General features: G+C 69.7%; 20 protein-coding genes. 11 read left to right on the forward strand and 9 right to left on the reverse strand.

What is annotated here, in order from left to right; all coding sequences use genetic code 11:
* Nucleotides 1-102 precede the first annotated feature (102 nt).
* The 3 genes from ACW5DW_RS11330 (at nt 103) to ACW5DW_RS11340 (ending at nt 4,269) form a co-directional block, all read left to right on the forward strand.
* Nucleotides 103-1,779 carry an MFS transporter gene (locus tag ACW5DW_RS11330; RefSeq protein ID WP_457018965.1) on the forward strand — a complete coding sequence of 559 codons (1,677 nt, stop codon included), beginning with the start codon at nt 103-105 and terminating at the stop codon, nt 1,777-1,779.
* Between the two features lie 635 nt (nt 1,780-2,414).
* Nucleotides 2,415-3,740 carry an ATP-binding protein gene (locus ACW5DW_RS11335; RefSeq protein WP_457018966.1) on the forward strand — a complete coding sequence of 442 codons (1,326 nt, stop codon included), beginning with the start codon at nt 2,415-2,417 and terminating at the stop codon, nt 3,738-3,740.
* On the forward strand, nt 3,730-4,269 hold the full coding sequence (locus ACW5DW_RS11340; RefSeq protein WP_457018968.1) for a response regulator transcription factor: 540 nt from the start codon (nt 3,730-3,732) through the stop codon (nt 4,267-4,269). Before ACW5DW_RS11335 ends, ACW5DW_RS11340 begins: the two co-directional genes overlap by 11 nt.
* Before the next feature lie 264 nt (nt 4,270-4,533).
* Here ACW5DW_RS11340 and sctU read toward each other — a convergent pair whose 3' ends face one another.
* Nucleotides 4,534-5,637 carry a type III secretion system export apparatus subunit SctU gene (gene sctU / locus ACW5DW_RS11345; RefSeq protein ID WP_457018970.1) on the reverse strand — a complete coding sequence of 368 codons (1,104 nt, stop codon included), beginning with the start codon at nt 5,635-5,637 and terminating at the stop codon, nt 4,534-4,536.
* A 206-nt stretch (nt 5,638-5,843) separates the two neighbouring features.
* Here sctU and ACW5DW_RS11350 point away from each other — a divergent pair, with 206 nt between their 5' ends.
* The 3 genes from ACW5DW_RS11350 (at nt 5,844) to ACW5DW_RS11360 (ending at nt 7,875) form a co-directional block, all read left to right on the forward strand.
* Nucleotides 5,844-6,149 (forward strand): hypothetical protein, encoded by a 306-nt coding sequence (locus tag ACW5DW_RS11350; protein ID WP_457018971.1) that lies wholly within the window; start codon nt 5,844-5,846, stop codon nt 6,147-6,149.
* A 39-nt stretch (nt 6,150-6,188) separates the two neighbouring features.
* On the forward strand, nt 6,189-6,869 hold the full coding sequence (locus tag ACW5DW_RS11355) for a hypothetical protein (RefSeq protein ID WP_457018972.1): 681 nt from the start codon (nt 6,189-6,191) through the stop codon (nt 6,867-6,869).
* A gap of 142 nt (nt 6,870-7,011) precedes the next feature.
* A complete protein-coding gene (locus tag ACW5DW_RS11360) occupies nt 7,012-7,875 on the forward strand; it encodes a hypothetical protein (protein WP_457018973.1) in 864 nt (287 codons plus the stop codon).
* Between the two features lie 9 nt (nt 7,876-7,884).
* Here the strand turns inward: ACW5DW_RS11360 and ACW5DW_RS11365 are convergent, their stop codons facing one another.
* Entirely contained in the window at nt 7,885-8,679 is a 795-nt protein-coding gene (locus ACW5DW_RS11365; RefSeq protein ID WP_457018974.1) for a sulfite exporter TauE/SafE family protein, read from the reverse strand.
* A gap of 67 nt (nt 8,680-8,746) precedes the next feature.
* On the opposite strand from ACW5DW_RS11365, the gene ACW5DW_RS11370 reads away from it, so the two are divergent.
* Together ACW5DW_RS11370 and ACW5DW_RS11375 are read left to right on the forward strand one after the other, a co-directional pair.
* Nucleotides 8,747-10,684, forward strand: coding sequence for a transglycosylase SLT domain-containing protein (locus ACW5DW_RS11370; protein WP_457018975.1), 1,938 nt, complete (start codon nt 8,747-8,749; stop codon nt 10,682-10,684).
* Between the two features lie 189 nt (nt 10,685-10,873).
* Nucleotides 10,874-12,139 carry a multifunctional CCA addition/repair protein gene (locus ACW5DW_RS11375; RefSeq protein ID WP_457018977.1) on the forward strand — a complete coding sequence of 422 codons (1,266 nt, stop codon included), beginning with the start codon at nt 10,874-10,876 and terminating at the stop codon, nt 12,137-12,139.
* Nucleotides 12,140-12,221: 82 nt separating this feature from the next.
* Here ACW5DW_RS11375 and ACW5DW_RS11380 read toward each other — a convergent pair whose 3' ends face one another.
* The 5 genes from ACW5DW_RS11380 to ACW5DW_RS11400 all read right to left on the reverse strand — a co-directional run bounded on the left by ACW5DW_RS11380 (nt 12,222) and on the right by ACW5DW_RS11400 (nt 17,857).
* Nucleotides 12,222-13,310 (reverse strand): DNA topoisomerase IB, encoded by a 1,089-nt coding sequence (locus ACW5DW_RS11380; protein WP_457018978.1) that lies wholly within the window; start codon nt 13,308-13,310, stop codon nt 12,222-12,224.
* A 48-nt stretch (nt 13,311-13,358) separates the two neighbouring features.
* On the reverse strand, nt 13,359-14,429 hold the full coding sequence (locus ACW5DW_RS11385) for an acyltransferase family protein (RefSeq protein ID WP_457018980.1): 1,071 nt from the start codon (nt 14,427-14,429) through the stop codon (nt 13,359-13,361).
* Nucleotides 14,426-15,580, reverse strand: coding sequence for an N-acetylglucosamine-6-phosphate deacetylase (gene nagA / locus ACW5DW_RS11390; protein WP_457018981.1), 1,155 nt, complete (start codon nt 15,578-15,580; stop codon nt 14,426-14,428). Before nagA ends, ACW5DW_RS11385 begins: the two co-directional genes overlap by 4 nt.
* 124 nt (nt 15,581-15,704) lie before the next feature.
* Entirely contained in the window at nt 15,705-16,751 is a 1,047-nt protein-coding gene (locus ACW5DW_RS11395) for an SIS domain-containing protein (RefSeq protein WP_457018982.1), read from the reverse strand.
* Between the two features lie 5 nt (nt 16,752-16,756).
* Nucleotides 16,757-17,857 carry a LacI family DNA-binding transcriptional regulator gene (locus ACW5DW_RS11400; RefSeq protein WP_457018983.1) on the reverse strand — a complete coding sequence of 367 codons (1,101 nt, stop codon included), beginning with the start codon at nt 17,855-17,857 and terminating at the stop codon, nt 16,757-16,759.
* Between the two features lie 345 nt (nt 17,858-18,202).
* On the opposite strand from ACW5DW_RS11400, the gene ACW5DW_RS11405 reads away from it, so the two are divergent.
* The 3 genes from ACW5DW_RS11405 (at nt 18,203) to ACW5DW_RS11415 (ending at nt 24,602) form a co-directional block, all read left to right on the forward strand.
* On the forward strand, nt 18,203-19,255 hold the full coding sequence (locus ACW5DW_RS11405; RefSeq protein WP_457018984.1) for a glucokinase: 1,053 nt from the start codon (nt 18,203-18,205) through the stop codon (nt 19,253-19,255).
* Nucleotides 19,256-19,363: 108 nt separating this feature from the next.
* Nucleotides 19,364-22,171 (forward strand): TonB-dependent receptor, encoded by a 2,808-nt coding sequence (locus ACW5DW_RS11410; protein ID WP_457018985.1) that lies wholly within the window; start codon nt 19,364-19,366, stop codon nt 22,169-22,171.
* A 94-nt stretch (nt 22,172-22,265) separates the two neighbouring features.
* Complete coding sequence (locus ACW5DW_RS11415; protein WP_457018986.1) at nt 22,266-24,602, forward strand: beta-N-acetylhexosaminidase; 2,337 nt, start codon at nt 22,266-22,268, stop codon at nt 24,600-24,602.
* A gap of 224 nt (nt 24,603-24,826) precedes the next feature.
* Here ACW5DW_RS11415 and ACW5DW_RS11420 read toward each other — a convergent pair whose 3' ends face one another.
* Together ACW5DW_RS11420 and ACW5DW_RS11425 are read right to left on the reverse strand one after the other, a co-directional pair.
* Nucleotides 24,827-25,240 (reverse strand): VanZ family protein, encoded by a 414-nt coding sequence (locus ACW5DW_RS11420; RefSeq protein ID WP_457018988.1) that lies wholly within the window; start codon nt 25,238-25,240, stop codon nt 24,827-24,829.
* A gap of 14 nt (nt 25,241-25,254) precedes the next feature.
* Nucleotides 25,255-26,433: a class I SAM-dependent methyltransferase gene (locus ACW5DW_RS11425; protein ID WP_457018990.1), complete on the reverse strand. Its 1,179-nt coding sequence runs from the start codon at nt 26,431-26,433 to the stop codon at nt 25,255-25,257.
* Nucleotides 26,434-26,454: the final 21 nt, after the last annotated feature.

The following is a 26,454-nucleotide window of genomic DNA, read 5'->3' on the forward strand; positions in this document are numbered from 1 at the left end:
GCGGAGCTCAGCTGTTGCGAACGCGCGCTTGAGGACGACCGCGAGGGCGATCCCAGGCGCATCCATACGACCGTCAAGTACAGCTTCCAAGGGAAAGCACCGATGTCAACTGCAGCAACCACTCCAGCGGTCCAGACCGGCCGCATGAGCAAGGAACACCGCAAGGTCATCATCGCCTCGAGCCTGGGCACCGTGTTCGAGTGGTACGACTTCTACCTGTACGGCTCACTTGCGGCGGTCATCGCGGTGCACTTCTTCTCGTCCCTGGCACCGGGGCCGGCATTCATCATGGCGCTGCTCACCTTCGCCGCGGGCTTCGCGGTGCGGCCCTTCGGCGCGATCGTGTTCGGCCGGCTGGGCGACCTGATCGGACGCAAGTACACCTTCCTCATCACGATCGTGATCATGGGCGTGTCGACCTTCCTGGTCGGCGTGTTGCCCACCTACAACACGATCGGCATCGCGGCCCCGATCCTGCTGGTGATCCTGCGATGCCTGCAGGGCCTGGCGCTGGGTGGCGAGTACGGTGGCGCGGCGACCTACGTCGCCGAGCACGCGCCGATGGGCAAGCGTGGCCTGTACACCAGCTTCATCCAGACCACCGCCACCGTCGGGCTGTTCCTGTCGCTGCTGGTGATCCTGGGCTGCCGCCTCGCGCTGGGCAACGAAGCCTTCGCCGAGTGGGGCTGGCGCATTCCGTTCCTGATTTCGTTCGTGCTGCTGATCATCTCGATCTGGATCCGCATGCAGCTCAACGAGTCGCCGATGTTCCAGAAGATGAAGGAAGAGGGCACGCGCTCCAAGGCGCCACTGACCGAGAGCTTCGGCACCTGGAGCAACGGCAAGATCGTGCTGCTGGCCCTGTTCGGCGCGACCGCCGGCCAGGCTGTGGTGTGGTACGCAGGCCAGTTCTACGCGCTGTTCTTCATGACCCAGACGCTGAAGGTCGATCCGATCACCGCCAACCTGTTCATCGCGGCGGCGCTGGCGATCGCCACCGGCGGCTTCGTGTTCTTCGGCTGGCTGTCGGACAAGATCGGCCGCAAGCCGATCATCATGGCCGGCTGCCTGCTGGCCGCGCTGACCTACTTCCCGCTGTTCAAGGGCCTGATGTACTTCGGCAACCCGGCGCTGTACGCCGCTGCGCAGGAGAGTCCGGCGGTCGTGATCGCCGATCCCAGGGACTGCTCGTTCCAGTTCGTCCCCGGTGAGCTGAAGAGCCACGTCAAGTTCAGCAGCTCCTGCGACATCGTAAAGAACCTGCTCAACTCGCGCAGCGTGACCTACACCAACGAAAGGGCACCGGCCGGCAGCCTCGCGACCGTGCGCATCGGCGACACGGTGATCGAGAGCGTCAACCTGCGCGCGCTCAGCGGTGACGAGGCCGCGGCCGCCCAGGCCAAGCTGCAGGCCGACCTGACCGCGGCGATCGATGCCGCCGGTTATCCGATGGCTGCCGACAACAGCCAGATGAACAAGCCGATGATGCTGTTGATCCTGACCATCCTGGTGCTGTACGTGACCATGGTGTACGGGCCGATCGCGGCGTGGCTGGTCGAACTGTTCCCGACGCGCATCCGCTACACCTCGATGTCCTTGCCCTACCACATCGGCAACGGCTGGTTCGGCGGCTTCCTGCCCACCACGGCCTTCGCCCTGGTGCTGCTGACCGGCAACATCTACGCCGGCCTGTGGTATCCGATCGTGATCGCGGTGATGACCTTCATCATCGGCACCTTCTTCCTGAAGGAAACCAAGGACGTCGACATCAGCAAGTAGCATCGCTGCACGATGCGAGACACGCCGCCGGCCCCAGGGCCGGCGTTTTTTTTGGCTCTTCTCTTGTTCCATGGGAGTCGGCCGGGTGGGCGGGATCAAGCCTGCGGCCGGGAGTCGTCCCGGCCCGGGGGTTGCTCTTCGGCTCGGTCAGCCATCCATGGCTGACTCGCCGCCGCAGCGCATCCATGCGCTGCTCTTCGCAACCCCCGGCCCGGAACGACCATCGCCCGTCGCTGTCGTGGCTTCGGAACCGCTGGCGATCGAGACATCTCAGGAAGAGCAGCGGAGAGCCGCGTCCTGGCGGTCGGGGATCGCGAAAAGCAAAACATGGATGTTTTGCGCGCGAGTCAGGGCAGGGAGAGCGTGGATGGCTTGCGCGGCATGCCGCGCCATCCACGCGAGCGCCCGGCACCCTGTGCCGGGCCGGACCGCGCAGCGGCCCTGACCGAGCGGAAAGCGATCCCCGGCCGACAGGGCGTGGCGTCGGTCCGAAGCCCGGACGTAAGGCTTCTTCCCTGTTGCATGCGGCTTCCCCTCGAATGGGAGAAGAACTTTTCTTGATGGTCGCAGCGGAAGCGGGCTGGCCGAAGGATACGCCCGGTGACCATCCCGGCACCGTGCTAGGGTTTGCCGCCATGCCGCAGCCCCTGTCTTCCATCGCCGCCGCCCGTCATGCGCAGGACGGTCCCGACAGCGCCGGCGTCAACAGCATGCGCCAGCTGGTGCAGCTGCGCTGGATCGCGGTGGCCGGGCAACTGCTGACCATCTCGCTGGTGCACGCGGGCCTGCGCATCGAACTGCCGCTGCTGCCGATGTTCGCGGTGCTGGCCGCGCTGGCGGCGTTCAACCTGGCCGCGATGCTGCGCTGGCGCGGCCGCGAGCGCGTGACCAATGCCGCGCTGTTGCTCGGGCTGCTGGTCGATGTCGCCGCGTTGACCGTGCAGCTGTACCTCAGCGGCGGCATCACCAACCCCTTCGCCTTCCTCTACCTGCTGCAGGTGGGCGTGGCCGCTGTGTTGCTCAGGGCGTGGTCAAGCTGGGTGGTGGCGGCCCTGGCCAGCCTGTGCATTGTCGGCCTGGCGCTGTTTCCCGGGCCCGTGCACCTGCCGGCGAACCCGGGCGGCGGACTGTCCGATCATTACGTGCAGGGCCTGCTGCTGTGCTTCGCGCTGATCGCGACCCTGCTGGTGGCGTTCGTGATTCGCATCGAGCGCATCGTGCGGGCGCGCGATGCGCGGGTCGCGGCGCTGCGCCAGCGCGCGGTCGAGGAGGAACACATCGTGCGCATGGGCCTGCTGGCGTCGGGCGCGGCGCATGAGCTGGGCACGCCGCTGGCCACGATGGCCGTGATCCTGGGCGACTGGCGGCACCTGCCGCAGTTCCGGTCCGACCCGGAGCTGCTGGAGGACGTGGCCGAAATGCAGGCGCAGGTGCTTCGCTGCAAGTCCATCGTCTCGGGCATCCTCGCCACGGCTGGCGAGACCCGCGCCGAGGCGCCGCGCGGTACCACACTGCGCGCCTTCCTCGACGGCCTGGTGGAGGAGTGGGAGCGCAGCCGCAGCGTGCGCGGCTTCGATTATCGCGACGAGGTGGAGGGCGAGTACGCCATCGTCTCCGATACCGGGCTGCAGCAGATGCTGTGGAACGTGCTCGACAATGCGCTCGAGGCCTCGCACTCGCGCGTGGCGATGGAGGCCAATGTCGACGCGGGAATGCTGGTGCTGCGGGTCGACGATGACGGCCCGGGCTTCGCGCCGGACATCCTCGAGCGCCTCGGCAAACCCTACAACTCGAGCAAGGACGCGCCCGGCCGCGGCCTGGGCCTGTTTCTTGCATTGAACGTGGCACGCACCCTGGGCGGTACCATTGACGCACGCAACTGGCCGGCCGGCGGTGCCACGGTGACGATCACCCTGCCGCTGGCCGCACTGTCGCTGGAACAGGAAGACGATGAACAATGAAACCCGCCGCCTGCTGATCGTCGAGGACGATGCCGCGTTCGCGCGTACGCTGATGCGCTCGTTCGAGCGCCGCGGCTACGAGGTGCGCGGTGCGACCAGCGTCGACGGCCTGCCCGCGGTGCTGGAGGGCTTTGCGCCCACCCATGCCGTGGTCGATCTCAAGCTTGCCGGCGGCAGTTCGGGGCTGACCTGCGTCAAGGCGCTGCACGCACACGATCCGGACATGCTGATCGTGGTGCTGACCGGTTACGCCAGCATCGCCACCGCGGTGGAGGCGATCAAACTGGGCGCGCACCACTACCTGGCCAAGCCGTCCAACACCGACGACATCGAGGCCGCGTTCAACCGCGAGGGCGGCGATGCCGAGGTCGAACTGACCCGCCGCCAGACCTCGATCAAGACCTTGGAGTGGGAGCACATCCACGAGGCGCTGGCCGCGGCCGACTTCAACATCTCCGAAGCCGCCCGCCAGCTCGGCATGCACCGGCGCACGCTGGCGCGGAAGCTGGAGAAGCGGCGGGTGAAGTAGCCCGCGGTTGACGGTGTGGCTGCATCAGCGGAGGAGTAAAGGCAACTCCGCCATGTCATCGACCGCATGTTCTTGTCATTTCGACCGCATGTTCTTGTCATTTCGACGGCAGGTTCTTGTCATTTCGACCGGAGGGAGAAATCTGCTTCCGGCGTCGGGTAGCAGATTTCTCCCTTCGGTCGAAATGACAGGTTTTGTTGTTGACGGCCGCCGCCTCTCCCAGCAGGCAGCTTCAGCTGGCCGGCCTTCCCAACAACCCCGGGCTCATTCCGCGTCCGGCTCCCGGTACACCGTCTCGATGTCGTCGCCGCGCTGGCGGCGCATGTTCTCGGCCCAGTGCAGCACCTCGGCCACGGCATCGAAGAACTCGCCGGAGATGTAGTCGTCCAGCGCGACCTGCTCGTTGAGGCCGCGCGCCAGCGGCACGTTCTGCAGGATCGGAATGCCTTCCTCTTCCGCGGTCTTCTTGATCAGCTCGGCGAACGCCCCCTCGCCCTTGGCCACGACCACCGGCAGCTCGGTCTCGCCGGGCTCGTACTGCAGGGCGATGGCGATGTGGGTGGGATTGGTCACGACGACGTTGGACTTGCGCACCGAGGTCAGCATGTTCTGCTGCGACCACTCCTGGTGCAACTGCCGGCGGCGCTGCTTGACGTAGGGGTCGCCCTCGTTTTCCTTGAGCTCCTGGCGGATGTCGCGCCGGCTCATGCGCAGCTTCTTGGTATACGAGAACTTCTGGTACCACACGTCCAGCGCGGAGACGAAGAAGAACACCGCGATCGTCCACACCGCGATCCACTTCACGCCGTGCCAGAACGCCGCGGCCATCGCCGAAGGCGGCGCGTAGGGCAGCTTGAGCAGCCACTCCATCATCCCGCGCAGCACGATGTAGCCGATGCCGATCAGCGCCACGCACTTGAGCACCGACTTCACCAGCTCGACCAAGTTGTCCATCGAGAACATCCGCTTGATGCCCTCAACCGGATTCATCTTGTCCATGTTCGGGGTGATCTTCTTGATCGAGATCACCGGCCCAACCTGCAGGAACTCGATCACCACTCCCAGCGCCAGCGCCATCCCCATCAGCGGCAGGCAGATCCACAGCAGGGTCTCGACCGCGAGCTGGCCCAGCTGCGGCAGTACATCGTGGAACGGCTCGCTCACCGCCTGCAGGCTCTGGTTGAACAGCCCGGCAATGCGGCCATAGATGTGCGAGGCCAGCATGCCGCCCAGCGCAATCCAGCCCAGCAGCAGCACCGTGCCGGTCAGCTCCTTGCTGCGCGCGACATTGCCTTCCTTGCGCGCGTCGCGGATCTTTTTCGGGGTCGGCTTTTCGGTCTTGTCGGCGCCCTGGTCCTGCTCGGCCATGCGATGGTCCCGTGGCTGTCGTAGACGCGGCCCGAGGCTAGCATGGGACGGATCCCGGCCCGTCGAGGTCGCCGCCGTCGCAGGTGAACGGGCCGCAGCCCCGCGAGCGTTCCTAGGGTCGGCCCGAGGGTGTTCGCAGATGACAGCTTCGCTACAGTGTGCCTGTCGCCGCCACTGCGGCCCCTGCGGATCGCCCCCAGACCACCATGAGCAGCATCGGCTCCACGCCTCCCGGCTTCGGCCCGACCGGCTTCGGTTCGGCCGGGCAGGTCTCGCTCGACGAGGCCCGCCAGCAGGGCCTGCTGCGTGCCGATGCGGAGCTGGCGGTCGCCGAGGCCACGCCGACTGCGCTGCTGGACCCGGGCGAGTCGGTGCTGCAGCTCTCGGCCTGGGACGGCGCCGACGCGCCGCATACCCTGCCGCGCGACGCTGCGTTTTCAGCGCGACTGGGGACAATGGACCGGGCCGAAGCGGCCAATGCCGGCGTGGACGACATCCTGTCCGCGCTCTGACCGCCTCCCCAGCTGTTCGCGCTGGCCGATAATGGCGCGGTGAACCTCGACACCCCCTCTCCTGCGCAACTGCGCGCGGCCGCCGCGCGCCTGGTCTCGGCGCTGGCCGCGCACGATGACGCCGAATATCGGCTGGCGGTGCTCAAGCGCCTGTCGCGGCGCCTGGGCGAGGACCACTATCCGATGTTCCTGCGCCTGCTCGCCGTGGTCGCCGAGAGCGACGATGTCGAGGCCAAGCGCCTGCTCGCCGACACTGTCGCCACCGCCCTTCGACGCTCGGACCTGCCCGGCGGCGCGCTCAGTTCCTGGGGCGCGACGCGGCTGCCGGACAACGTGACCGGGATGAGCGCCGGCGCTCTGTCGGGCGGATTCTTCGGCAGCTCGCCGCGGCGGATGCTGGGGCCGGTCGAATACCTGGTGGTCTGGCACCTGCAGCGCACCCAGCGCACCTCCTTGGGCGCCGACACCTTCCGTCGCCACCTTGCGCTGCTGGTCGACCTGCTCAACCACAGCGGCGAGGCCGCGACGCTGTATCCGCAGAAGCTGGCCGCCGACGCGCAGAACGAACTGGAGGGCGCCTACACCCGCGCCACCCGCGACCGGCTGGCCGCCATCGCCCGCGCCTGGCAGTCCGGGCTGCCGCCTGACGCGGTCGCGCAGGCGGCGATCGACGCCGGCCATGTCGACATGCCGGCCGGCTGGGTGGTGCGCGACCTGTAGTACGAGGGGCCATCCCACGACGGAGCCTGTCATTGGAATGCCAGGTCCGAAACCGCCTACGCCACCCCATTCCCGCACCAGCGTTGTTGCCCCCACCCCCCGCAGCCGCCAAGATGCGGCGCACCCAGGGGAAAGGTCTGCGATGGGGAACCGCACGATCACAGCGCTGCTTGTGCTGCTGGCCATGGCGCTGGCCGTGCTGGCCGGCTGTCGGCGCGAGCCGCCCGCCGAGGCCACGCCTGCCGAAGCGGCAACGCCCGGCGAAGCGGTGCGTCGCCTCACCACCCACCTGCAGGCCGGCGACCTCGAGGCGTTCGCGCGCGATGCGGTCACGCCCGCGGTGCACGCACGCCTGCAGACAGCATGGAGCGAAGGCCGCACCCGCTGGCCGCTCGACCAGCTGCCGTTCGCGCAGCACATCCCGCGCGGCATGGCCGCGCTGTCGGCGCCTGAAGCGCCGCAGACCCTGCAGCGCGGATTCGAGCGCCAGCTGGCCGGCGCCAGCCTGCAGGCGGCAGCCGAATTCCTGACCCTGTTCACCGTGCAGTACATCCTGCAGCAGGGCGAGTTCAGCGTGTCCGAGCGCGAGCACTACCCGCAGCTGGTGCAGGCCTTCGGTGCCTGGGTCGGCGGCGCGCCCATCGGCGACCGCGACCGCGCCCGCGCCGCGATCGCGGCCATGACCGCGGCCGCGCGCGAGGCCGGGCTCGACAGCGATGAGGCCTTCGCGCAGGCCGGGATGACCGGGTCGCTGCGACGCATGTCGCAGGTGCTCGCCACCGGCAAGCGGGTGCTCGCCTCCTACGGCTTCGACCTCGACGCCGATCTCGCCGCGATGGACGTGCAGCTGCAGTCGCAGACCGGCGACGTGGCCCGCGTGCGCATGCAGTACGCGCTCGCAGGCACGCCTATCGACACGATCGTCAACCTCGAGCGCCGCGATGGCGTCTGGTACGTGAGCGATTTCCTGCGCCACGCCGAGGATGCGGTGGCCAGCGCCGACTGACGCGCCCGATCACAGCAGCACGCTGATCCCCACCAGCACCATGAACACCGCGAATACCCGCTTGAGCGCGGCGCCGCTGATCGCGTGCGCCAGGCGCGTGCCCAGCGGCGCGGCCAGCACCGACGCCAGCGCAATGCCGATCGCGGCCGGCAGGTAGACATAGCCCAGCGCGTGCGCCGGCAGTACCCCGGCCGGCGCGTGCAGCGCGTAGCCCGTGGCGCTGGCCAGGCCGATGAAGATGCCGCAGGCCGAGGACGTGCCCACCGCGCGCACCGGCACCACGCCACGCCAGACCAGCAGGGGCACGGTCATGCTGCCGCCGCCGATGCCGACGACCGCCGAAACCGCGCCGATGCCGCCGCCGGCCGCGGCCATCGGCAGGCCGGTCGGCACCACGTCCGCATCCGACGTGCCGCCACGGCGGCCGCCGAAGGCCATCTGCGCCGCCATCAGAAAGCAGTACAGCGCCACGCACCAGCGCAGCACCTCGCCCTGCAGCCCGACCGCCACGAAGCTGCCCAGCCAGCCGCCGAGCAGCAGGCCCGGTACCATCCACCACACCGTCGGCCACAGCACGCTGCCGCGGCGATGGTGCGCGCGCGCCGACGAGGACGCGGTGAGCACGATGCTCGCCAGCGAGCTGGCCAGGGCGGTGTGCATCGCCGCTTCCTGCGGAATGCCGTAGGCCGGCAGCAGCCACACAAGCGCGCCGATCAGCACCAGCCCGCCGCCGATGCCCAGCAGCCCGGCCAGCACGCCCGCGGCCACGCCCAGCAGCGGAAACACCCACCAGCCTTCGATCATGCGGCGCCCCCGGCGCGCGGCGCGGGCTCTGAAAGGATGTTCATGCGCATCTGGCTATAGTCGGCGGATGTCGAAACGGCTGCCCATCCTACTCGCCACGCTCGCGCTGCTGGCCCTGCCGGCCGCGCAGGCGCAGGACGATCCCGCGCCCCTGCGTGCTGCCCTCGAAGCCGCCGAAGGCGGCCTGGCCGCGCCGGCGCTGGCGCCCACGCACCCGGCGCGGCGCTGGGTCGAGATGGCCACGCTGCGGCGGAATATCGACACCCTGCCCAACGCGCAGGCGCAGGACTTCCTGTCGCGTTACCAGGGCGAAGCGGTGGCGGAAGTGTTCCGCGAGTCCTGGCTGCGCGCCCTGCTCAAGCGCCGGGACTGGAGCGGCTTTCGCGCGGCATGGTCGCCGTCGGTGCGCAGCGGCGCGCTGCGCTGCGCCGAACTCGACGCGCGCCAGCGCACGGGCGCGATGGATGCCCAGTGGACGCGCGACGCCCAGGCGATGTGGCGCAGCAGCGGCAAGTCGCTGCCCAATGAATGCGATGCGGTGTTCGCCGCGCTGGCCGCCAGCGGTGGGCTGGGCGACGCGCTGCGCTGGGAGCGCATCGATCTTGCCGCCGCGGAGTGGGAGCCGGGCGTGATGCACTCGGCCGCGCGGGGCCTGCCCGCCGACCAGTTGGCCTTGGCCCGCGACTACGCCGCCTTCATGACGACGCCGCACGCACGCGCCGCAGGCTGGCCGAAGACCGCGCGCAGCCGCCTGGTCGCTTCGCACGGGCTGGCGAAGTTCGCCAAGGACGACCCGCTGGGCGCGGAAGCGCGGCTGCCGGCGATCGCCGCGGCACTGGAGTTCGGCGAAACCGAGCGCGGCCGCGTGCTCTATCAGGCCGCGCTGTGGACCGTGGCCTCGTACCTGCCCGATTCGGCGCGCCTGCTCAACCTGGTGCCCGAGTCGGCCTATGACGAGCGCCTGCACGAGTGGCGCGTCCGCGAAGCGCTGGCGCGCGCGGACTGGAAGGCGGCGCTGGCGGCACTGCAGAAGATGGGTCCGGCGCAGCGCGGCAACTCGCGCTGGCAATGGTTCGAGGCGCGGATGCGCCAGCTGACCGGCGACCGCAGCGGCGCGCAGGCGCTGTTTGCGCAGGTGGCCACGCAGCCGGACTTCCATGGCTTCCTCGCCGCCGATCGCCTCGACCAGCCCTACGCGTTGTGCCCGTGGATGCCCGAGCGCAGCGCGGCGGAGAAGAGCGCCGTGGCTGCGGATCCCGCGCTCGTGCGTGCGATGGCGCTGTACCGCGCCGATCGCAGCGGCTGGGCCACGCGCGAATGGCAGGATGCACTGTCGCGCTTCGACGATGCGCAGCGGCGCATCGCGGTGGAGGTCGCGCAGGAGCACGGCTGGTTCGACCGCGCCGTGTTCGACCTGGGCAAGACGCCGGACGAGACGCGGCTGTACACGCTGCGCTTTCCCATCCACCACGCCGACATCATCCAGCGCGAGGCCCGGAAGAACGGGCTCGACCCGGCCTGGGTGGCCGCCGAGATCCGCGCCGAGAGCACCTTCAACCCGAACGCGCGTTCACCCGCCGACGCGCGCGGGCTGATGCAGGTGCTGCCGTCCACCGGTGCGGCGGTCGCGCGCCGGCTGGGCATGCCATGGAACGGTGCACAAGGCCTGTACGACCCTGAAACCAACATCGCCATCGGCACCGCCTACCTGCGCGAGAAGGAGGCGATGTACGGCAAGCCCTACGTCGCAATCGCCGCCTACAACGCCGGACCCACGCCGACCTCTCGCTGGCTGTCGCAACGGCCGCAAATGGATCCGGACCTGTGGATCGAGACGATCAGCTATCGCGAGACGCGCGAGTACGTTGCCCGCATCCTCGCCTTCAGCGTGCTCTACGACTGGCGCATGTTCGGCGCGGCCACGCCAGTGACCGATCGCATGCGCGGCGTGGCGTCCGCTGCACGCAAGAAGTTTGCCTGCCCGGCGCCCGTCGCGACACGCTGATCTGCAGCCGCTAAGCTGGCGGCGCATCCGCCGCGAGACCGCCATGGGCCTGCCTGACGCACTGACGCGAAACATCACTGAAGCACCGGCCGACAAGGTCGCGGCCGAGTGTGCCGGTCGCCAGAACGTTCGGCCGCAGGGTCTGCGTCATGCTTGGCCTGCTCAGTGCGCGGGTGCTGCGCTGACGTGATGCAGACCTATCTCGTCGGCGGCGCGGTGCGCGACCGGCTGCTGGGCCTGGCGCCCGGCGATCGCGACTGGGTGGTGGTCGGCGAGTCGCCCGAGTCGATGCTGGCCGCGGGTTTCCGGCCGGTCGGGCGCGATTTCCCGGTATTCCTGCACCCGCACACCGGCGAGGAGCATGCGCTGGCGCGCACCGAACGCAAGAGCGCACCCGGGCACCGCGGCTTCGTGGTCCACGCCGATCCGTCGGTGACGCTGGAGCAGGACCTGGAGCGGCGTGACTTCACCATCAATGCGATCGCGCAGGACGCAGCCGGCAACCTGGTCGATCCGTTCGGCGGCGTGCGCGACATCGAGGCGCGCCTGCTGCGCCACGTTGGCCCGGCCTTCGTCGAGGACCCGCTGCGGGTGCTGCGTGCGGCGCGCTTCATGGCGCGGCTGGCGCCGCTGGGCTTCCGCGTGGCGCCCGACACGATGGCGTTGATGCAGCGCATGGCCGCGGGCGGCGAACTCGCCAGCCTGGTGGCCGAGCGCGTCTGGCAGGAGCTGTGCAAGGCCCTGGCCGCGGCGCAGCCGGCGGCCTTCCTGCGCACCCTGCGCGAAGCCGACGCGCTGGCGGTGGTGCTGCCCGAGGTCGACGCGCTGTACGGCGTACCGCAGCGCGCCGAATACCATCCGGAAGTCGATACCGGACGTCACCAGGAGCTGGTCAGCGACATGGCCGCAGCGCTCGCGGCGGGCGATACCGTGATCGGCTTCGCCGCGCTGACCCATGACCTCGGCAAGGCCCTCACGCCCGCGCACGCGCTGCCGCGCCACATCGGCCACGAGCAGGCCGGCCTGGCGCCGCTGCGCGCCCTGTGCGAGCGGCTCAAGGTGCCGCTGGAGCATCGCGACCTGGCCCTGATCGCCTGCCGCGAACACCTCAACGTGCACCGCCTGCGCGAACTGCGCGATGCGACCGTGCACGACCTGCTGCAGCGCTGCGACGCGTTCCGCAAGCCGGCGCGCATCGCGGCACTGGCGCTGGTCTGCGAGGCCGACAAGCGCGGCCGCCTGGGCCTGCAGGACGAGCCGTACCCGCAGGGCGCGGAGCTACGGCGCCTGCATGCAGCGGCGCTGGCGGTGAATGCGCGCGACATCGTTCGCGAGGGCATGGACGGCCCGCAGATCGGACAGGCGCTGCGCAAGGCGCGCGTGCAGGCCATCGGCGCTGCGCGGGCGTCGGCCGAAGCCAACGACGCGAGCGATCCTGCACAACCCCCCCTGTAGGAGCGGCTTCAGCCGCGATGGTTGCATGCAGGTATCACGCGTGCGGGGACGCCGGATACGACGATCGCGGCTGAAGCCGCTCCTACGAGGGGCGTTTCGGCGCGCGGGCGCCGCGCGACAGGAAACCGAGCAGCGCCGCCTCCCACTGCCTCGGTCCACGGGCATGCCGGGCCTTTCGATGCAGCGTTCCGTCGCGCCAGCCATCGAACACGCGCGGGTCGACATAGCTCTTGCGGCACACGGTGGGCGTGTTGCCCAGCATCGCCGCGACCGACGTCACCACCTCGCGGCACACGCCGGCGGCTGCGGTGTCCGAGGTCGCCGCGTCGGCGGGAATCTCCGCCAGCTGCCGGAACGCGGCCTCGGTCGCGCCCCAGGTGCGAAAGTCCTTGGCGGTGAACGCATCGCCCATGCACTCGCGCAGGTAGGCATTGACGTCGTTCGATTCCACCGGCACCAGCTCGCCGCCTTCGTCGCGGTACTGGAACAGGCGCTGTCCCGGCAGCTCATGCATGGCGCGCACCAGCCGCAGCAGGCGCGGATCCTGGATGCCGGCCTCGTGCGCGCGCCCGCCCTTGCCGTTGAACTGCAGCCGCAGTTCCTTGCCAAGGAAGCGCGCGTGCCGGGTGCGCAGCGTGGTCAGGCCGAACGATCCGTTCTCGCGCGCGTAGCAGTCGTTGCCCACGCGGATCAGGGTGTTGGCCATGATCGCGACCACGCCGGCAAGCACCTTCTCGCGCGGCAACCCGGGCAGCGCGAGGTCGGCGCGCACGCGCCGCCGCAGCTTCGGCAGCGCGCGACCGAAGGCGACGATGCGGTCGAACTTGTTGGCATCGCGCAACGGGCGCCAGTCCGGGTGGTAGCGATACTGTTTGCGGCCGCGTGCGTCGCGTCCGGTCGCCTGCAGGTGGGCGCGCGCCGAGCGGCAGATCCACACCTCGCGATAGGCCGGCGGAATGGCCAGGGAGCGGATACGCGCCAGCGTGTCCGCATCGCGCAGGCTGCCGCCGTCGGGATCCAGATAGCGGAAGCCGCGGCCGCAGCGCTGGCGTTGGATGCCCGGCGCGGTGTCGCTGACGTAGTGGAGCCCCGCCTCAACGGCATCGCGTTCGGCCGGCGTCAGCGGCCGGCGCGGTGTGCGGCGGCTTCGGCCGGTTGTGGTTACGCGCATGCGGCAAGCGTAGCGACGCGCCGTGATCCGGCGGTGAACCGCGCCGCGTCAGATCTTCAGGATCCAGCCGCGCCGGTCCATCCCGCGCACGATGGCCCACCACAGTGCGACGAGGGCCAGCGCGAAGGCCAGTGACGGCAACCACGGGCCGGTATGGGGTGTCATCCACGCAAAGCCGTGGCGGTAGATCGCGCTCCACGCGCCGATGCCCGCCAGCCCGTAGACCATCAGCGCCGACCCGGCGTAGGCGGCGATCGCATTGACACCAAAACTGCGGCCGATCGCCGGCCAGCCGCGGCGATCGATGAGCAGGTGCGCCAGCGCCAGTGCCAGTGCCGCCCAGCCGGCGCTCCACAACACGTAGGACGAAGTCCACAGCGCCTTGTTGATCGGCATCGCCAGCGACCACAGCCAGCCCAGCGCCAGCATCGCCAGTCCCGCGCACACCAGCGCGCGCAGCTGTCCGCCGCGCAGCCACGCGCCTGCGCGCACGCCAAGCAGGACGGTCGCAATCGCAGGCAGGGTCGCCGGCAGTCCTTCGGGATCGTGGCCGCGCCCGCTTGCGGCCTCGAAGTCGTAGAGCCAGGGCGCCAGCAGCGCGGTATCGATGCGGTCGGCGAGATTGGCGTAGCGCTCGTAGCTGTCGCCCGCGGCGAGCAGCAGCCACCAGCCCAGCAGCAGCGCCGCGATCAGCAGCCATTGCGCGCGCGGGCGCAGGTGCAGGGCCAGCGGCGCGGCGACCAGGAAGCACAGCCCGATCCGCTGCAGCACGCCCGAAATGCGGTAGTGCGCCATGTCGAACGCCCACCACGCCGCCAGGTGCAGCAGCAGTCCCAGCGCGATGATGCGCAGCCCGCGCGAGAGGATCGAGCGGTGCAGCGTGCGCGCATCGACGCCGCGCTCCAGCTGCGGCACCAGGCCAAGCGCGATCGACACGCCGACCACGAACAGGAAAAACGGAAATATCAGGTCGGTCGGCGTGCAGCCGTGCCAGGGCGCATGCAGCAGCGGGGCGTAGACGTGGCCCCAATCGCCGGGATTGTTGACCAGCAGCATCGCCGCCACCGTCAGGCCGCGCAGCGCATCGACCGAGGCAAAACGTCGCGCGGCGGTGTTCAAGCGGCGTGGCGCTCCATGGCGCCGGCAATCCAGGTCGCGCGCACCTGCAGCGCTTCATCGAGCAACACGAAGTCGGCCGCATATCCCGGCGCGACAGAGCCGTAGCGATCGCCCAGGCCAAGGAACTGCGCGGGATAGCGCGAAGCCATGCGCGCGGCTTCCTCCAGCGGCAGGCCGAGCAGGCGCACCGTGTTGCGCACCGCACTGGCCATGTCGAGTGCAGAACCCGCCAGCGCGCCGGCGGCGTTGCGCACCACGCCATCGACGGCGCTGATGGTTTCGCCATAAAGCGAGAATGAAGGATCGTCCGCGCCGACCATCGGCATCGCGTCGCTTACCAGGAACAGCTTGCCGCGCGGCTTGGCCGCCAGCGCCACGCGCAGGCTGGCCGCGTGCACGTGCACGCCGTCGACGATGATGCCGCACCAGCTGTCGCGGTCCTCGAGCGCGGCGCCAACCGTGCCGGGATCGCGCCCGAGCAGCGGCGACATCGCGTTGTAGAGATGGGTGAAGCCGCGGATGCCGGCGTCCAGCGCCGCGCGCGCTTGATCGTAGCTGGCGGCGGTGTGGCCGGCCGCGACGATCGCGCCGCGCGCGAGCAGGGCCGCGAGCGTCTCCGGCGGCACCTGCTCGGGCGCGAGCGTGAGCAGGGTCACGCCGTTGTCGAGCGAGGTCGCCAGCGCGATTTCGTCCGCATCCGGCACGCGGAACATGCCGGCGTCGTGCGTGCCCCTGCGCGCGGGGGCGAGGTAGGGGCCTTCAAGATGGATGCCGAGTACGCCGGGCACCCGCTGCGCGATGGCGTCGCGCACGGCGCCAACGGCTTCACGCATGACCTGCGCGCGATCGCTGATCAGGGTCGGCAGCAGGCCGGTGGTGCCGAAACGGCGGTGCGCGCGCGCGATCGCGCGAATGCCCTCGACGCTGGGCGTGTTGTTGAACAGCACGCCGCCGCCACCGTTGACCTGCACGTCGATGAAGCCGGGCACCAGCGTGCCGCCCTGCAGGTCGATGCGCTCGGCATCGCGCACGCGCCGGTCATCCGCCTGCGTCACCGCGACGACGCGGCCGTCCTCGTGCAGGACGGCGATCCCATCGCCGAACCCGTCGTCGAGCAGCACGCGCCCGTTGACCAGCGCCGTCATCGGCATCGTCCCGCTCCCGGAAATGCTGCCGCGCCGCGTGCACGCATGCATGCACGCTTGCGAGACCTGGCGAGGCCCCCACCCCTACCGGGATGTCCACGCAATGCCGCACTGTAGGAAAGGCCAGGCACTAGACCGTCTCGGTGACCTTGTTGAGGTGCGGCGGCGTGTCCGGATCGAAGCCGCGCGCCAGCGACAGCGCGTTCGCCATCCGGTAGAAGGCCTGCACCTGCAGCAACGGCGTGCACGCCGGGTGCGGCGCGGCGGGCACGGGCAGCTCCGCGCTATCGCCGTCGTCGGCCAGCCAAACGCTGGCGCCGCGCGCGCGCAGTTCGTCCGCCAGCGCGCAGGTGCCCGGACCGGTGCCATCGGGCTGCACCAGCATCAGCACCGGGAAGCCGGCGCCCACCAGGGCCATCGGCCCATGCCTGACCTCGGCCGAGCTGTAGGCCTCGGCGTGCAGGCCGCAGGTTTCCTTGAACTTCAGCGCCACTTCCTGGGCCGCGCCCAGGCCCAGGCCGCGGCCCAGCACGAACAGGTTGCGCGCAGCGAGCAGGCCTTCGTGCGCCGGAGACCAATCGCAGTCCCAGGCCTGGCGCATCGCCGCGGGCAACGCGTCCAGCGAGGCCGTCAGTGCCTCGTCGCCGCGCCACAGCGCCACCAGCTGCAGCAGCGCCGAGAGCGATGCGAGATAGCTCTTGGTCGCCGCCACGCTGTGCTCGGGACCGGCGTGCAGCGGCACCACCACGTCGGCCAGCGCCGCCAGCGGCGAATCGGCCACGTTGACCAGCGCGACCACGCGCGCACCGGCCTCGCGCGCGGCCTCGGCGTTGCGCAGCAGGTCCGGGCTGCGGCCCGACTGCGAGATCGCGATGAACAGCGCATCGCCCAGCCGCTGGCGCACGCCGTAGACCGAGCCCACCGACGGCGATACCGACGCGGTGACCAGGCCCAGCCGGGTCTCGATCAGCGCCTTGCCGAAGGTCGCGGCGTGATCGGAGCTGCCGCGCGCGCAGGTGGCGACGAATGCCGGCGGCCTGCGCCGCAGATCGGCCCCGAGCGCGGCGAGCAGGTCGCGGTTGGCGGCGAACTGCGCCTCCACCACCGCTGCAGCCTGCGCCGCCTCGCGGAACATCGAGGTGGTACTGGCGCACGCAGGCGCGGAATCTGCGGTCATGGTGTTCATTGGTCTCCAGCGGGAGCGGGGGCCGGCGCGTGCGCGTGCGCCGGCGCACGCGGCCGCACCGGTGCGGTCGAGCCGCGCACCACCAGCTGCGGCACGAAGGCCTGGTTGGGCTGCGCGGCCGCATCCTGGCGCAAGCCCGCGATCAGCATGCGCGCAGCGTGGCGCGCGATCTCCTCGGTGGCCTGCTTGGCCGTGGTCAGCGCCGGCCACGACTGGCGCGAGAACGGGCTGTCCTCGAAGCCGGCGATCGACAGATCAAAGGGCACGTTCATGCCCGCCGACTTGGCCGCGGCCAGCACGCCGGCGGCGATCTCGTCGTTGGATCCGAAGATCGCGGTGGGCGGATCGCGCAGCGCCAGCAGCCGGCGCGCGCCGCGGAAGCCGTCGTCGAAGGTGTAGTCGCCAGGGATCACCAGGTGCTTGTCCAGGGTGATGCCGTAATCCTTGAGCGCCTGTTCGTAGCCCAGGTAGCGCTCGGAGCTGGACAGGTGCTCCTGCCCGCCCCACAGGAAGCCGATGCGCTGGTGGCCAAGCTGGACCAGGTGCTCGGTGATCTCGTAGGCGGCGTCGCGGTCGTCGACATAGACGCAGGGGTAGCCATCGCGCGGGTCTTCGGCCGCGGCGATGATGCGGGTGGCGCGCACGCCGGCCTTCGCCAGCGCCTCGATCAGTTCCATCCGCTCCGAAATCGGCGCAGTCAGCACCAGCCCGGCCAGGCGCGAGCGCTGCACCAGCTCCAGCAGTTCCTCGGCCAGCAGCGGCGAGCTGGCGTCGCAGGGGTGGATCTGCAGTCCGAATCCGGTTTCGCGGCAGGCCGAGAGCACGCCGTTCTGCAGCCCGATGATGTGGTACGGGTTGGGGTTGTCGTAGACCAGGCCGATCACGTAGGCGCTGGCACTGCGCAGGTTGCGCGCAGACGGGTCGGGCTCGTAGTCGAGCTCGGCGATCGCCTGCAGCACGCGCGCCCGGGTCGCCGGCAGCACCGCCGGCTCGTTGTTGATCACCCGCGAGACGGTCTTGAGCGACACCCCGGCGCGTTCGGCCACGGTGCGGATCGTCGGTTTGCGCGGGCTGCCCTGCTCCTCGTTGATACGCATGTCGTCGTCGCTTGTCCTGCCCCCGGGGTGCGTGACTAACGTTGTCATACTTCCCACAGGAATTCCAGCCACAGGCCCAGCCGGGCGCCCCTGGGGCCTGCGCAATCGGGTGCTGTCCTGCAGCACGGGACATTCCGACAGCGCGGAGCCATCCCGGGACATCAGGCGGGTTTTACCGACAAATGTGCAACGACCAACATCTGTGACGGCTTATTTTCGCGTCCGTATCGCTAATGCCGGATGCCCAGGGGGCGCTCGGTAGCGCCTGCTTGACATCGTTGTCACCACGTCAGCACTCTGCGGCCACACCGCTGCAACCCGTAGCGGTGGTTTGCAGGAGTCCTCGTGGGAGCAACGACCCGCCACTTGCCCGCCAGCCCTGGCCCGCTGCCAGCGCCGGCGCCATTCCTGGCCGCCGATGTCGGCGGCACGCATGTGCGCGTCGGACTGGTGGACAGCCGTGCGCCGGACCGCCTGCTGCACTACCGCAAGTACCCCTGCGCCGGCTTCGCCGGCCTGGCCGAGCTGCTGCAGGCCTTCCTGTCGACCCTCCCCGACGCGGCCACGGTGCGGCGCGGCGTGATCGCCTGCGCCGGACACGCGCGCGAGGATGGCACCGTGCTGTCGGTCAACCTGCCCTGGCCGGTGGCGCCGCAGCGCATCCGCGACCAGCTCGGTTTCGAGGAGCTGCTGCTGGTCAACGACTTCGAGGCGGTCGCGCACGCGGTGGCCGCCACCGATGCGCATACGCTGCTGCGTCTGTCGGGGCCCGATGTCGCGCCCTCCGGGCCGACGCTCGTGGTCGGACCCGGCACCGGACTGGGCGCGGCGGTGCGCATTCCCGGTCGCGACGGCCGCGCGCAGGTGCTCGCCACCGAAGCCGGCCAGGCGGCACTGACGGTATCGACCGAACTGGAGATGGCGGTGCTGCGCGAGTTCCTGCGCGAGCGCCGCCATGTGCCGATCGAACACGCGCTGTCGGGGCCGGGGCTGTTGCGCCTGCATGTGGCGCTGGCGCAGGTGCGCGGCCTGGCGCCCTCGCAGGCGACGCCCGATGCGATCAGCGGCGCCGCCATCGCCGGCGACGACGCCCTGGCACGCGAAACCCTGGAGCTGTTCTGCGGCCTGCTCGGCAGCGCGGTCGGCGACATGGCGCTTCTCTACGGCGCCCGCGGCGGCGTCTACCTGGCCGGCGGAATCCTGCCGCAGATCCGCGGCTTCCTTGCCGGCAGCAGCTTCGTGCAGCGCTTCCTCGACAAGGGGCCGATGCGCGAATCGCTGCTGCGCATTCCCGTGACCCTGGTCGAGCACGGGCAGCTGGGCGCGATCGGCGCCGCCGGCTGGTACCTCGACCAGCGACGAAACGACAACCAACGCACGGATGCGCACCTGACCTGACCCCGGCCCGCGCGCCGCCACCAGGGCGGACGCAAGGGCCAGCCACGGGCCACCGGACCCCCGGCCGGCGGCCACAGCCACACCCATTTTCGAAGGGAGAGAACCGTCATGAAGCACCGCACATCCATGCTGTCGGCCGCGATCGCCGTGTGCCTCGGGGTTGCCGCGCAGGCGCAGGCACAGGACGCCGCCGCCGGGACCACGTCCGACGAGGCCACCAGCCTCGACCGCGTGGTCGTCACCGGCATCCGCGCCAGCCTGCAGCAGGCGCTGGACACCAAGCGCAACTCCGACGCGATCATCGATGTGATCACCGCCGAGGACGTGGGCAAGTTCCCGTCGACCAACGTGGCCGAGGCGATGACCATGATCCCGGGCGTCACCATCGACCGCCTGTTTGGCCAGGGCGAACGCGTCAGCATCCTCGGCACCGATCCGGCGCTCAATCGCACCCTGCTCAATGGCCAGTCGGTGGCCTCGGCAGACTGGTTCATCCTCGACCACCCCAGCCGCACCTTCAACTACTCGCTGCTCGCGCCGCAGATCGTCGGCAAGGTGACGGTGTACAAGTCGCCCGAGGCGCACATCGACGAGGGCTCGATCGGCGGCACCGTGATCGTGGAGACGCGCAAGCCGCTCGACCTGGACGATAGTTTCATGGTCAGCGGCCAGCTCGGCTACCTGTACAACGACCGCGACGAGGACGGCAAGCCGCAGGGCTCGCTGATGCTGGGCTGGAAAAACCAGGCCGAGAACTTCGGCGTCGTGTTCTCCGCACAGCGCCTGGACGAAACGATCCGACGCGATGGCATCGAAGCCTATGGCAGCGTGTCGGCGCGCGACTATCGCGATGGCCAGGGCGGGGGTGGTTCGGTCAACAACCTGCCGGCGGACTGGTCGCAGCCGCCGAACCCCGACGGCTCGCAGCCCACCCTGCCGGCCTCCTGCGTGGGAGCCTGCGCCGACACGCTGGAGGCGAACCTCGACGCGCGCGGCCCCAACTCGCTCAGCGCCTCGTTCTTCGAGCAGCAGCGCGAACGCAACAGCTACTCGCTGGCGCTGCAGTTCCGCCCCGTCGAAGAACTCGACATCGAGTTCAACGCGCTCAAGATCGACGCCAGCTACGACAACATCAACCAGTCGATGTTTGCCTTCATGGGCAACGCGTGGAACAGCCTGATGCGGCTGACCGACGTCACCGTCGAGGACGACATCATCACCCGCGGCACGTTCCGCAACGCGCTGTCGGTGTTCGACGTGCAGAACCGCAAGTCCACGGTCGAGACCGAGTCCTACGACCTGAAGGCCAAATGGGACGGCGAGCGCTGGTTCGCATCGGCGCACGTGGGCAACACCAAGGCCACCGGCGGCACCGACCAACAAGTGTTCGGCGAATTCCTCAACCGGTCCGACTACAGCTACGACATCAGCCAGGCGCCTTCGCACCCGGGCAGCCTGAGCTACCAAGGCCTGAATCCGTTCACCGATCCGTCCGCGTTCCGCATGGACGGTGGCTGGGGCGCCGACCCGACGCAGCCGCCGCCTTCCTGGAACACGGGCTGGGGCGGCAACATCGTGTTCAAGCCGACCTGGGATGAGGAGACCTACGGCCAGGTCGACTTCGGCTTGAAGCTCGACTCGCCGGTGTATCTGCTCCGCTTTGGCGCGAAGCGGCGTGAGCATGAAACCGAGCAGAAGATGGGCGGCGTTTCGCTGGCCTCGGTCGCCGGTTACGGCGACGCGACCGCCGACATGTTCAATCCGCAGCCGGTGCCGGGCAACTATCTCACCGGCTTTTCGGGCTACGGGGACCTGGGCGACCGGTTCACCATCGATGGCTGGGCCCTGGCCGACTACATCCTCAGCGGCGACTGGCTCGCACCGTGGCAGACCATGCCCGAACCGAGCACATTCAACGACCCGTCGTTTGCCGCCAATACCTGGCGCATCGTCGAAGACATCAACGCGGCGTACGTGCAGGCGGACTTCAGCCTGAACGGCCTGCGTGGCAACTTCGGCCTGCGCTACGTGCAGACCGAGACCGAGAGCCACAGCTGGCAGTGCGTGCGTACCGATGCGCCTCCGCCCTGCCCGGCGAACGGCTACGCGCCGAACGTGGTCGGCAAGAAATACAACAACGTGCTGCCGAACGTGAACCTGGCCTACGACCTGGCCGACGACGTGGTGCTGCGCTTCTCCGGCGCCAAGGTCATCGCCCGTCCGAACTACAGCGACATGTCCAGCTACCTGTGGCTGGGCGACCAGACCCTCACCGGCGGCGGCGGCAATCCGGAACTCGACCCGTATGAATCGACCAATTTCGACCTCTCGGCCGAATGGTACTTCGCCGAGGACGCCATCCTGGCCGCCTCGCTGTTCTACAAGGACGTGGACAACTACATCCTGACCACGACCCGACCCGAACAGCACTTCAACCAGTCGCAGGATGAGGTGAGTACCTACCAGGTGGGCCGCCCGGACAACGCCGGAACCGCGAAGATCCAGGGTGTCGCGCTGGCCTGGCAGCAGCAGATCGCGGCCGGCTTTGGGCTCGTGGCCAACTACACCTACGCCGATGCCGAGGCGAGCTCCGGCGATCCGATGCCGTACAACTCGAAGTACCAGCTCAACATCAGCCCCTACTTCGAGAACGATCATTTCACCGCGCGGCTGAGCGCCTCCTGGCGTTCGGAGTACTTCACCAACGTGGACCGCGGCGACAACCTGTGGGTGCGCCCGTACACCTCCATGGACCTGTCGCTGGGTTACCGGTTCAACGACAACGTCAGCCTCAATTTCGATGCGATGAACCTGCTCGACGAGGCCTACCACAGCTATGCGGACACAGCGCAGCTGACCCGCGGCGTCTATCGCTCCGGCCGACGTTACCTGACCACACTGCGCGTGCAGTTCTGAGACCTGACGGCATCCCCTCCCGATCGATGCCGTAGTTCGCGCGGGTCCGGACTGTCTGGACCCGCGCATTTTTTTTGCTCACCGAGGAGTCGCGATGAGCCTGATGCCTCGCGCCTGGCGGCCTTTTGCCGCCTTGGGCTGTTTGATCCTGCTGGCCGCATGCAGCAGCCACGCGGACACGGCGGTCGATGCCGTCGCCGAGACCGTGGCCACACCGGCGCTGATCCCGGCACCGGCCTCGCTGGTGCCGGCGGAAGGGAGCTTCCGCTTCGATGCCACGACCCGCCTCCGTGCCGAGGGTGACATTGCGCGGCGCGTGGCCGGCGAGTTCGCCCGCATGGTCAAGGCAACCAACGGCGTCGAGCCGGCGCTGGCCGACGACGGCGATGCTGGCGGAAGCCGCATCGTGTTCGCGATCGATCCCACCGCCTCGCCCGATGCACCCGAAGGCTACGTGCTCGAGGCCAATCGTGACGGCGTGCGCGTCGCCGCGAGCGACGAGCGCGGCCTGTTCTATGGCGCGGTCACGCTCTGGCAGCTGCTGTCCTCGGCGCAGGGCGAAGCCGTGCGCATCCCGGCGCTGCGCATCGAGGACGCGCCGCGCTTCGCCTGGCGCGGGCTGATGCTCGATTCGGCACGCCATTTCCAGTCGGTCGACCAGATCAAGCAGCTGCTCGACACGATGGCGCGGCACAAGCTCAACACCTTCCACTGGCATCTCACCGATGACCAGGGCTGGCGCATCGAGATCCCCAGATATCCGCGGCTGACCGAAGTGGCCGCCTGCCGCATCCCGGCTGGCGAGGCCGGCACCGATCCGGCCACCGGGCAGACTCGGCCCTACTGCGGCTACTACACGCAGGCGCAGATCCGCGACATCGTCGCCCATGCCGCGCGGCGGCACATCACCATCGTGCCGGAGTTCGACATGCCCGGCCACGTGCAGGCCGTGGTGGCGGCCTATCCGCAGTACGGCTCGCTCGGCGACACCCCGGCCGTGTCCAACGAATGGGGCGTGCACCAGTACCTGTTCAACGTGGACGAGGACACCTTCGGCTTCATCGAGCACGTACTCGACGAGATCATCGAACTGTTTCCCTCGCCGTACATCCACATCGGCGGCGACGAGGCGGTCAAGACCCAGTGGCAGGCCTCGGCCAGCGTGCAGGCGCGGATGAAGGAACTCGGCATCGCCGACGAGACCGCGCTGCAGAGCTGGTTCATCAAGCGCATCGGCACCTATCTGGAAGGCAAGGACCGGCGTCTGCTGGGCTGGGACGAGATTCTCGACGGCGGCATCGCGCCGCAGGCCACGGTGATGTCATGGCGTGGCACCGAAGGCGGTATCGCCGCCGCACGCGCCGGCCACGACGTGGTGATGACACCAAAGGAAAAGCTGTACCTGGACTACCAGCAGACGCTGTCGCCGAACGAACCACCGGGCCGCCCAACCCAGGTCACCCTGCGCGACGTGTACGACTTCGATCCGGTGCCCGGTGTGCTCACGCCGGCGCAGCGCGCGCATGTCCTGGGCGTGCAGGCCAACGTGTGGACCGAGCACCTGCGCTCCTGGGACCGGGTGCAGCATGCCTGGTTCCCGCGCGTCGCGGCGCTGGCGGAATCGGCGTGGTCGCCGCTCGAACACAAGGACTACGCCGGTTTCCTGACACGCCTGCCCGCGCAGCTGGCGCGCTATCGCGCCTTCGACATCGCCTACGCGCAGACGCCCTTCGAGGTGATGGCAAGCGCCGAAGGCGACCGCGCGGCCGGCAGCGTGCGCGTGACGCTGGACAACGCCCTCGACTACGCGGTGCGCTACACCACCGACGGCAGCGAACCGGACGCCGATTCGCCGCTGTACGAAGCGCCGATCGACGCGCCGCTGCCGCTCGACATCCGCGCCGCGGCATTCCACGGCACCACCGCGCTCGGCCCGGCCACGCATCACGCCTACAGCGCCGCAAGCCTGCTGGTGCGCAGCGACGAGCAGCTGGCGAGCTGCCCGGACAGCGGGCGTCTGCTGCTGCGACTGGAAGACGACGGCCCCGTGGATGGCGAGCGCGCGCTCTACAACGTGACGATCTTCTACCCGTGCTGGCTGTGGGCCGGCGCCGATCTGGACGGCATCGGATCGCTGAAGGTGCGCCTGGGGCGGCTGCCGTACTACTTCCAGCTTGCCGGTGACGAGCCGGGACGCAGGTTCATGGCCGCCGAAACGGAGCACGGCGAGCTGCTGGTGCAGTCGGGCGGCTGCAGTGGCGACACGGTAGCAAGGCTGCCGCTGCCGGCGCACACCGGTGAGGATGGCTTCGTCGAGCTCGAGCTGCCGCTGGCGGCTGGCGAAGGCCGCAGCGACCTGTGCTTCACCGCCACCGGCGATACGCGGCCGATGATGTGGGTGCTGGATCGGGTGCAGCTGGTGCCGCGCTGAGGGCTGTCGGCATCGGCTGTGATCGTCACGGGGGCGGGTGACGTCGCTTCGTCTCGCCCCCACCCCAGCCCTCCCCCGCAGGCGGGGGAGGGTGAACACGCCTTGTGCTTCTGCTCCCTCTTCCGCTTGCGGGGGAGGGTGAGCGCGCTTCGTGCTTCTGCTCCCTCCTCCGCTTGGGCTGGGGTGGGGGCGAAGCGCCGCGGATCCGCACCGAAGCGCAGCGCTCAGCTCGCGGCGTCGCGCCTGCCGTCGATCCGCAGCAGCAGGTCATGCAGCGGCGTCAGGCGCGTCGCCAGTCCGGCGATGACGCCCAGCGTGTTGGCCAGCGCGTCCTGGGCGTCGGCCATGCGGGTGACGGTCAGGCTGCCCTGCGCCTGCTCGATCCCGATGCCCAGCAGCACCAGGCCCAGCCCCGCACCCAGCAGCGCGGGCCAGTTGCGGAACAGCTGCACCGCACTCGCGGACAGCGCGAAATAGGCGATGAAATGCGACCACTTGTCGCTGTTGTCGAAGTCCGGCATCGGCGGCGGCGGCAACAGCGAAAACACCACCACCCCCGCGATCGCCAGGCACCACAGCGCGACCCACGGCCACGGATGCCGCAGCGGCTTGAGCGAGCGGCCAAGCCTGGACGCCAAGCGCGGTGGCCGGCTCACAGGCGGAAGCACAGGTCGCCGACAAGGAAGGCCGCGTCCAGCGGCGCGTCACGCGCGAAGCCCATCACCTGGAAGCGCTCGCCCATGCCGCCGGGAATCGTGAGCGCCTTGGCCTGCTGGCGCAGCCCGTAGCGCGCGGCCTCGTCAGCGGCGTGCGCCTCGTGCGCAAGCAGGCGCTGCTCAAGGCCGTTGCCGATCAGGAAGCTGGCCTGCGAACAATAGCCGGCCAGCTCGAAGCCGGCGCCGGTGCCGGCCTCGGCCAGCGCGGTGAAATCGACCGAAGCGGTGATGTCCTGCAGCCCGAGGCGCGCGAACACGTCCTCCACCATGCGGTGGCGATGGAACGCACGCAGGGTGCCGTCGCGCCGGCGCGGGTCGTAGTACTCGCGGCGCGGATAGCCGTAGTCGACGAACAGCATCGCGCCGGACTGCATGCCGCCCGCCACCGCCTGCAGCCAGTACGGCAGCTGCGGCAGCAGCTCGGCGCGGTGGCCGTCGGCAAAGGGCGCATCTAGCTGGCGTTCGACGTGGCGCACCGCGGCCGACAGCATCGCGTCGGCGGGACGGTCGGTCCGGCAGAAGCGGTCGCCATCCAGCGCGACATGCTCCTCGAAGACCTCGCCGCCCTGCAGCGAGAAGCGCGGCGTCGGCAGCGCGTCGAGGACCTCGTTGGCGAACAGCACGCCGCTCCAGTCGTCGGGCAGCGGCCCGTCCAGCCACTCGACGCGGGCGAAGGCCTCCGCGGGCAGCGTCTGCGCCAGATGCGCCCGCTGGCGCTCGCGCAGGTCGGCGCTGGGTTCGAGGATGGCGTAGCGCGCCGGCATCGCCTCGAGTTCGAGCAGCTGCGCGATCGCATCGCCGGCAAAGCGGCCGCTGCCTGCGCCGATCTCGAGAAAACACGCGGCCTCGCCGCAGTAGCGCAGCGCCGGCGCGAGCGCAGTGGCCACGCACTCGGCGAACAGCGGGCCCAGCTCCGGCGCGGTGACGAAATCACCGGCGGCGCCGAACTTGGTGGCACCGGCGCTGTAGTAGCCCAACCCGGGCGCGTACAGCGCCAGCTCCATGAAGCGCCAGAACGGGATCGCACCGCCGGCCGCGGCGATCTGCTCGCGGATCAGCGCCTGCAGGCGCGCGCTGTGGGCAAGCGCGTCGTCGGAAAGTGGGGAGTCGGACATCAGCGGTGTCTGCGGCGACAA

The organism is Luteimonas sp. A482 (assembly GCF_054072655.1).